Origin of the sequence: Pseudomonas sp. (assembly GCF_050739655.1) — a bacterium.
Classification (GTDB): domain Bacteria; phylum Pseudomonadota; class Gammaproteobacteria; order Pseudomonadales; family Pseudomonadaceae; genus Aquipseudomonas.
The window spans coordinates 1-2,024 of the sequence record NZ_JBOIBY010000604.1 but is presented as its reverse complement, the minus strand read 5'-3'; the positions used below and the strand labels follow the sequence as shown (position 1 = coordinate 2,024).

Genomic DNA, 2,024 nt, shown 5'->3' with positions numbered 1-2,024 from the left:
GCCATTAGCGGGCTCCGGAAAGGTTGGAAAAGGTGGTCAGCGTGAGGGCCGCATAGCCCTGCGGCACGGTGCGATCACCGTTTTCCAGTCGCCATCGGGGCCGAGAGAGAAAGGTAAAAGTCATCAGGGCGCGGTCCTCGACTCCAGGTCGATGTCGGCGGGCCACTGCACCTTGGGAGCCAGGCGGCGAGCGAGGTTGAAGCTCACGTCTTCGTTGTTCCAGTCGCGCGGTGGGCGGGAGAAATGGGGTAAAGCGTGCGGACCTTGCTGCATGAACAGCAGGGCCATGGCCCAGTACATTTCGCCCTGCTGAATGCCGTGGGCAAAATGGAAGCGGTCGATGACCTGGTTGGTGCCGGGTTTCACCACGGCCAGGGTTACGGTTTCAATAAGGCCGCCAGTGCCCATGGGACCGTAGATGCTGCAAGCCTCGGCACGCAAGTCATCCCAGTCGTAGATCTCAGAGCGAACCCTCCAGGCGGTTCGACTGAAGGGGCGGAGGCCATCATGATGGCAGCGGTAGACGTAGACCTTGCGACGCAGGCGGTTGAAGCGGATGGGTTCATCGCGGGGCGCGAGTACGGTCATTCGGCAAGCATATATTCCGGACCAAAATGTGATGATGGATAAGACTACACAGATGAGGATGAAGCCAAAGTCGATAGACTCCCATGGTGCAGGTGGGAAGAGGAACGGGAGTATGAGTGGGTAAGGAGACGAGACGAGAATAGCAATCGCCAACCAGGCGCACAGGCCTCGCATCGTATAGGTCGAGCGCGGTAATTCCAGGTAGATTGAGTCCACATGGTTGGGCGGATTCGATAGCACCGGCGGATAGGGCTCGGTGCTGGGCGCCTGATCCGGCATAGGTAGATCGCGCTTCCAACCGGGTGCATATGGGTCGAGTAGCGGTTCAATGAAGGCCATTAGCGGGCTCCGAAAAGGTTGGAAAAGGTGGTCAGAGTGAGGGCCGCATAGCCCTGGGGCACGGTGCGATCAGGCCAGTAAGTCAGCGTTAAAATGGCCCCTTCGATTCTTCGGCGCCGTCCCTGAGGCTTGAGGACGAGGGCGCCCGAAATGTCCATGACCTGCAGGGCGTCCTTGCCGGGCAATGCTTGACTGCGGATATTGGTCTTCGGCGTGCCGTCTTCGGCCTGGTAATCCATCTGCGGGGCCGGTTTCCCATCGACGATGGTGGTTGTTGTTGGCATCGGAGGGGCAACCAGGCTGCCGCTGGCCGCAACTTCACCGGTTTCCCGGGTGGTTGGGTTGTCCCCTTCACGCAGGAGGCGCAGGGTCCATTGATAGTCCGAACGTTCGGGGTCGAAGTAAGGCAGCGCCAGGTGAAATTCCAGCTTTTCTTCGTAGGCAACGGTTCCGGCACCGCCGATAGAACCTCCCCAGTGATGATCCGGGTGACTGGTCATGCGCAGACGAAATTCAACGCTGGCCTCGATGCCTAAAGACGCAGCGTTGAGCTCGGCGATGGCGATAGGGGCGTGTTCGGGCGTGTCCCAGTGAACCCTGGGCGTTTCATCGGCGTAACCGAAGGCACAGCGCTTGGCCCAGCGCTCCAGTGGAGTGGACTCCTTTCTCTTGGCCCATTGGTGTAGACCATACCCAGCCATGCCGAGCACGATGGAGATGCCCAGCGGGCCCATGAGGACAGAGGCAGTTGAAATGGCTGTAAGAATGCCAAAAGCGGCTCCCAGCCCACCAACTGCTGCGGATGCGACATACACTTTGGCCGCTGTCCCATCACCGTTTTTCGAAGCACGACTAGCCGCCATCCCCGCCTGCGTGGCCTCAAACAACCCCGTTACCGCCCCAATGACGGCCCCCGTTCTGGCGAGCATCCGACCGGCCTGCATGGCAGCCCTGGCCGAGACTGATGCCCGAGCAGACAGGCTGCTCATCTGCTGAACTCGTCCCGCCCCGGTCAACAGTGCAACCCCCACGATTTCCACACCGCCACCCAACACCCCCAGCATGCTGCCGTACAGCGCCAGCCTGGCTTCCGGCGC

The 2,024-nt window shown here is 60.7% G+C and carries 1 protein-coding gene and 1 pseudogene; both read right to left on the bottom strand.

Annotated features, from left to right (window positions below):
• Positions 1-123: 123 nt before the first annotated feature.
• Positions 124-762, bottom strand: a complete 639-nt coding sequence (locus tag ACRESJ_RS28775) for a DUF6708 domain-containing protein (protein ID WP_431760900.1) — start codon at positions 760-762, stop codon at positions 124-126.
• A gap of 164 nt (positions 763-926) precedes the next feature.
• Positions 927-2,024 (bottom strand): annotated as a pseudogene (locus ACRESJ_RS28770) (hypothetical protein); the annotation flags it as partial.

Excerpts from the sequence above, each read along its gene's own strand:
- ACRESJ_RS28775 (WP_431760900.1), bottom strand. The coding sequence starts at position 762 with ATGCGAGGCCTGTGCGCCTGGTTGGCGATTGCTATTCTCGTCTCGTCT.